The sequence below is a fragment of the Tardiphaga sp. genome (assembly GCF_041424195.1).
Classification (GTDB): Bacteria; Pseudomonadota; Alphaproteobacteria; order Rhizobiales; family Xanthobacteraceae; genus Tardiphaga.
Window position 1 is genome coordinate 1 of record NZ_JBGMOE010000171.1, and the last position, 4,934, is coordinate 4,934.

9 protein-coding genes are annotated in these 4,934 nt (G+C 65.3%); all 9 read left to right on the top strand.

The genetic code is table 11. The features are described 5' to 3' along the window. The first annotated feature begins 43 nt into the window (after positions 1-43). The 9 genes from ACEK02_RS23245 to ACEK02_RS23285 all read left to right on the top strand — a co-directional run bounded on the left by ACEK02_RS23245 (position 44) and on the right by ACEK02_RS23285 (position 4,909). Positions 44-313 (top strand): zincin-like metallopeptidase domain-containing protein, encoded by a 270-nt coding sequence (locus ACEK02_RS23245; RefSeq protein ID WP_371423910.1) that lies wholly within the window; start codon positions 44-46, stop codon positions 311-313. An 11-nt stretch (positions 314-324) separates the two neighbouring features. After that, positions 325-744, top strand: a complete 420-nt coding sequence (locus ACEK02_RS23250; RefSeq protein ID WP_264424834.1) for a hypothetical protein — start codon at positions 325-327, stop codon at positions 742-744. A 70-nt stretch (positions 745-814) separates the two neighbouring features. Beyond that, positions 815-1,234, top strand: a complete 420-nt coding sequence (locus tag ACEK02_RS23255) for a DUF3768 domain-containing protein (RefSeq protein WP_371423904.1) — start codon at positions 815-817, stop codon at positions 1,232-1,234. 37 nt (positions 1,235-1,271) lie between these two features. Further along, positions 1,272-1,808, top strand: coding sequence for a hypothetical protein (locus ACEK02_RS23260; RefSeq protein WP_264424831.1), 537 nt, complete (start codon positions 1,272-1,274; stop codon positions 1,806-1,808). A gap of 90 nt (positions 1,809-1,898) precedes the next feature. Continuing rightward, positions 1,899-2,327, top strand: a complete 429-nt coding sequence (locus ACEK02_RS23265; RefSeq protein ID WP_371423905.1) for a DUF736 domain-containing protein — start codon at positions 1,899-1,901, stop codon at positions 2,325-2,327. Positions 2,328-2,404: 77 nt separating this feature from the next. After that, a complete protein-coding gene (locus ACEK02_RS23270; RefSeq protein ID WP_371423906.1) occupies positions 2,405-2,752 on the top strand; it encodes a hypothetical protein in 348 nt (115 codons plus the stop codon). Between the two features lie 103 nt (positions 2,753-2,855). After that, positions 2,856-3,803, top strand: a complete 948-nt coding sequence (locus ACEK02_RS23275; protein ID WP_371423907.1) for an ATP-binding protein — start codon at positions 2,856-2,858, stop codon at positions 3,801-3,803. Positions 3,804-3,828: 25 nt separating this feature from the next. Continuing rightward, the gene (locus ACEK02_RS23280) at positions 3,829-4,560 is read left to right on the top strand and encodes a hypothetical protein (protein ID WP_371423908.1); all 732 of its coding nucleotides are present in this window, start codon (positions 3,829-3,831) and stop codon (positions 4,558-4,560) included. Positions 4,561-4,621: 61 nt separating this feature from the next. Then, on the top strand, positions 4,622-4,909 hold the full coding sequence (locus ACEK02_RS23285) for a hypothetical protein (protein WP_371423909.1): 288 nt from the start codon (positions 4,622-4,624) through the stop codon (positions 4,907-4,909). Positions 4,910-4,934: the final 25 nt, after the last annotated feature.

Consider the following 4,934-nt stretch of genomic DNA (forward strand, 5'->3'; position numbering starts at 1 on the left):
GCGCGTCCGGAAAATTTGCAGTGGGAGTCAGATAAGGCCTAGACTGTCAGGATATGTAGCCGAATTATCCAGCGCCATGCTGGGTGCGGAACTCGGCCTGCCGGTCACGCATCTCGATCATCATGCCAGCTACATCGATCACTGGCTGGCCGTCCTAAGGCAGGACGATCGCGCAATCCTCACCGCTGCTGCCAAGGCGGAGGAAGCGGCGAGCATGCTGTTGCGGCTCGGCGGCCGTGCGGCCGATGTGCCATCGGACGATACGGACAGTGCCAATCCCGACGCGGCATCCGACATCGCGCTCGCGGCCTGACGGAGGGAACCATGGGACGCTCCGTCAGCTACCCGTCCGGTGCGCTGGTCGCCTATCAGGGGTTCGCAATTGACGATGAAGACGACTGGGAATGCACCCTCGAATGGCTGCGGGACGATCTGATCGCGCAGGCACAGTCGGCATTTCCCTCGCTGGAACCGCACGAGGGCTGGCGCGGGCGCGAGGACCGCATCCTCCTGCGCAACGGCTACGCCGACTTTGGGCTGTCGATCTACGGCGGCCTTGCCGCGGTATGGATCGTCGAGCGCGACGACACTTCGTATCACGAGGCCGAGTTGCGCCGCCCGCTGCATGCGCTGGCGCAGCACTGGCTCGGCAGCATTGCCGGGCGCTTTGACGATCTGTTCGGCGAATACGTGTGCCTTGGCCACATGTCGAATGGCGAAGGCGTCTATCGCAAGCGGCATTGACGCGGTGACCGCTGCCCAGTGTCCGGGAGGGGAGGGGGCAAGGGTGTGTGAACCCATCGGGAGATCACACATGTCCAGCAATCCTCTTCCTCCAGCGGACCCTGAGCAGGTCCAGCGCGAACGTACTGAGCAGATCGCGCGCCTCAACGATGAAACCCGCCAGGGCAAGGCGCGGCGTTCACGCATTCTGTTCACGCGCGGCGTCGTCGAACTGCTCGCCGAAGGGCAGACCGAGGCGCCCGCGCGCACGGCGCGGGTCATGATCAACCAGGATAGGCTGATGCGGCAGATTGCCGACGCGCCGATTGATCCGGGTGACGATCCCTATGGCGAGCGCGATTTCGGGGTCGTCACCTTCCTCGGCGAACGCCTGTACTGGAAGATCGACGCTTACGCCGACGACGGCAGTTTCTCGTTCGGATCGGACGCCCCCTGGGATGCCTCGGTCACGGTCCGGGTCCTGACCGTCCTGCAACCGTGCGAATACTGAACGCGCCTGCGCCTTGCGCGCGCGAGGAGATCCCAACATGACCCGGACCATCGATCTTTCGGGAACGCGGTTCGATGAACCTTGCGCGCAAGTGGGCCGCGATCCCGATGCGCCGGCGCGCAGCCGTCAGGAGGCGCTTGCTTACCGCGCCGCGCTTGTCGCGGTGCTGGGCGTTCCGCCTGAAGACTATGCCCTTGAGGTTGTCGGCAACCCCCACGATTTCGGAACCTATTATACCGTGCGCCTGCGATGCCCTTCGGACGCCGCGCACCACGACGATGCCTATGAGGCGATGGTCGAGCATGGCCTTGCGCACTGGCTCGACGCGATGATGCCGGCGCCCTACGACTATGCGCCCGACGGGACATGGACGGCGATCTGTCCGCATTCGCCATCGCGCGAAGCAATCGAGCGCGCCCTGATCACGAGCCGCCCGGCCGCCGACGGCACCTTCGCCCTCGACCTGTTCGCGCGCCTGCATGCCAATTTGCGCGCCGGCTATCCCGATCATGCGTCGCGGGCGGACCTGCGGAGCGCCTGCATCCATGAACAGTCCGGTGCGACCGTGCATTGATGCCGGCAGCACCCGTGAGACTCAGGGGTCCGGGGCCAGGACCCCAGCGGCGGGAGGGAAGCGGGAAGGGAGTGGTTGGTCGGAGCAGGGATGCCCCAGGCCATCACCCCCACGACCCCCGAGCAGCAAGACGGGGTCTTTGCCAAGGAGCACCAGGCAATGAACATCGGCACCATCCAGAGCAATGCGCAGGGTCACCTGAGCGGCTCGCTCGCGACCGTCATGGTCGCCATGACCTTCGCGCTGCGCGAGGTTGAATCGCGCAACGACAAGGCGCCCCGCTTCGAAATTCTCACCCGCAACACCGGCGGCGCTTTCGTGCAGGTCGGCGCCTTGTGGGAGAAGGCCGCGCTCGAGACCGGCGAATGCTACCTGCAGGGGCGCATCGATGATCCGTCGCTGACGCGGCCGCTGCCGATCAGCGCGTTCAAGCAGGACGACGGCAGCTACAACGTGGTCTGGTCGCGGCCGCGCGCCCGGCGGCGGGCTGATGCGTTCTCGCCCGCGGGCAACGCCTGACACACCCCATCCCCTGACTCACCGGACGCCCCGGCCACCTTACGGCGGTCGGGGCGTTTCCTTTAGGGAAAGCATTCATGCTGACCGATTCTGAACGGTTCGCGTTCCGAACCCACCGCGCGCATGTCCTCGACACAACGGGCAACGCCTACGACGCCTGCCAGGTCGATGAAGCCATCGTCAAAGGCCACACGTTGATCGTCCTCGGTGAAGGCGTGGTCGGTCTTGCCTGGGCCTGGCCGGTGGCGGTCACGGCTGAAGCGGGCCACCTCCACAAGATCGCCGATGCCGGCGCCGCGACGCTGACCGACCTCGTGGCGCCGCTCGGCTTCGACGAGGATGACGTGCGCACCGCCATCTCGCTGGCCCGAACCTTGGGCTTTGCCATCGATCCCGCGTTCGATCGGGTCTGCCCGACCGAGTGATCGCACCTGAAACGGCGCTGCGAGCCGCTGCGGCTTCCCAACGCTTTCACCGACGCACCATGCGCACGTCAGCGGGCGCGTGATCATCAAAGGACATCCGTCCATGCCCTTTCCTGCGACATTGCGTGCCCGGGTTTCGCCCGAGGCGATCACCAAGGTTACCCGTATCTTCAACGGAACGCTCGGCGACATCTTCAACGAGCTGTTCCAGAACGCGCGCCGCGCTGGCGCGACATGCGTAGAGGTGATCGCCGAGCACATCGAGGATGCCTGCATCGTCACCGTTACCGACGATGGCGCGGGCATTGCCGACCCGGCCGATCTCGTCTCGCTCGGCCAGTCCGACTGGTCGGAGGCCTGTCGCACGCGCGAGGATCCCGCCGGCATGGGTTTCTTCAGCCTTGCCGGGCTCGAGACGGTCGTGCGCTCGGTCAGTGCGCACGCGGCCTTCGCCCTCACGATCTCCGGGGATGCCTGGACCGGCGAAGCCGATATCGCGGTGCTGCCCTGGGAGGGACCTCGCGGCACCAGCATCGCGTTCCATGTCCCGCCGCAGCGCGACGGAACGCTCGAGCGTTGTCTCGAAAGCGCCGCGCGCCATTTTCCTTTGCCCGTCACGTTCAATGGCGAGGAACTGAAGCGGGTCGATTTCCTCGCAGGCGCGCACAGGATCGTCGAGCGCGAAGGGTATCGCCTCGGCGTCTATCGCAACCGCACATCGTCTGCCGGCGACACCGTCAATTTCCACGGCGTGACGCTCCGGCACGTCTTGCCGCAGGTGAAGGAAATCCGCCACGCCCAGTGGAGCGTGCATGTCGACCTCGTCGATGCACGCGATCTCGTTCTGGTCCTGCCGGCGCGTAAGGAGATTTACCACAACGCCGCGCTGACGCGGCTCGAGACCCTGTGCCGCGCCGCAATATATGAAACGATCCGGGCCGAGCCCTTCCACCGGCTCAGCCATGCCTTGGATCAAGGCCAGTCTGTTCTGCGACGCCTTTCCCGATTCGATTGCCCAGTTGCCGACGTAGACGCCGTTTCTGGCGCGTGACAGCTACCGCGATCTTCCCGGCTTCATGGCTATTGCTGCGGACGCAGCCCTCTACGACGACACGGATGCGCTCGATTCCGGGACATTCGGTCGCGCGCTCGCGTTCTCCCGAAATGGGCACGCTGGCGAGGTGCATCGCCTCGATGGGTCGGCACCGCTGACATTCTACACGCCGATCGAGCAATTCATCGGCTACAGCTGGTACGACCGCCTCAAATGCTACGTGCGCACAGGCGAGCGCTTCTGCGAGGCCGATGGCCGCGATACCGTGCTTGGGAGCGATCCCGGCACCTTGCGCCCTGAGACCATCACGCTCGAACTCAGCGATCAGTTCGGTGGTGGCCTCGACCTGCCGACAGATCTTGCGCTTCTGGAGGGCGACGACAGCTGGACAGACGTCGACACGGTGCGGATCGCGCTCACGAAACGTTCGCGGCTCGATCCCGGCGATCTCACGGATTACATCATCGATGCGGTCTTCAGCCCATCTGACGATTCCGATGCGGACAGCTACGATACCCAGGAAACGCGGTTCCGCTATGAGGCCGCCGCCCGCGCCCATGCCATGCTCGAAGATGACGATGCGGCGACGCTCGCGGTGATCCGCATGGTCTTTGCCGATCGCATTGCCTGGCGCATTCCCGCTGGACGCACCTTGTGTCTGTCCTGGTCGATGTCCCGCAAGGAGCTTGCCCTCTTGCCGGAGGTGGACGTCCCGACGTCCGACACGACTGCGCCTGGCGCAATCGCAGGCTGAACCCTTCTTCGCGTCTCCGGCCCCGCAGCCGGCCCCTTTCCTCCCGATACAGGAGATCCCGATGGGATGGCTCTCGATGACCCTGCGCGGCATGGCGCCTCATGCCACGCCCAAGGCCTATCTCGACGACCAGTGCACTTATGCGCCAGACCCGGCGACCGGTCGGACCGAGGGTTTGCGCGTCCTCAGGTCGACGGTACGTTCCGGCGCCTACTACGCGGCGTACCAGAACTACGGCCCCGACGGTGACCGCCCGCCCTTTGCCATCATCTGCCTCGTCCGCTGGAACCCGCGCGCCCGCGATGGATACGTGTTCGCCTACAAGGACAGTGCGCCGTTGCGGCGCTGAAATGGAGTATCAGTGATGATGAGGT